This is a genomic window from Aeromonas sp. MR7 (genome assembly GCF_963899385.1).
In the GTDB taxonomy this organism is placed as follows: Bacteria; Pseudomonadota; Gammaproteobacteria; order Enterobacterales; family Aeromonadaceae; genus Aeromonas; species Aeromonas bestiarum.
Map to the genome: position 1 here is coordinate 1 of NZ_CAWQXH010000045.1, position 255 is coordinate 255.

Here is a 255-nt window from a genome sequence, read left to right on the forward strand (position 1 = left end):
TTATCCAACCGCCTGCGTGCGCTTTACGCCCAGTAATTCCGATTAACGCTTGCACCCTCCGTATTACCGCGGCTGCTGGCACGGAGTTAGCCGGTGCTTCTTCTGCGAGTAACGTCACAGTTGACACTTATTAGGCGCCAACCTTTCCTCCTCGCTGAAAGTGCTTTACAACCCGAAGGCCTTCTTCACACACGCGGCATGGCTGCATCAGGGTTTCCCCCATTGTGCAATATTCCCCACTGCTGCCTCCCGTAG

General features: G+C 55.3%; 1 rRNA gene. It reads right to left on the bottom strand.

From position 1 onward, the window contains the following. Nucleotides 1-255 (bottom strand): 16S ribosomal RNA (locus tag AACW87_RS17465); the annotation flags it as partial.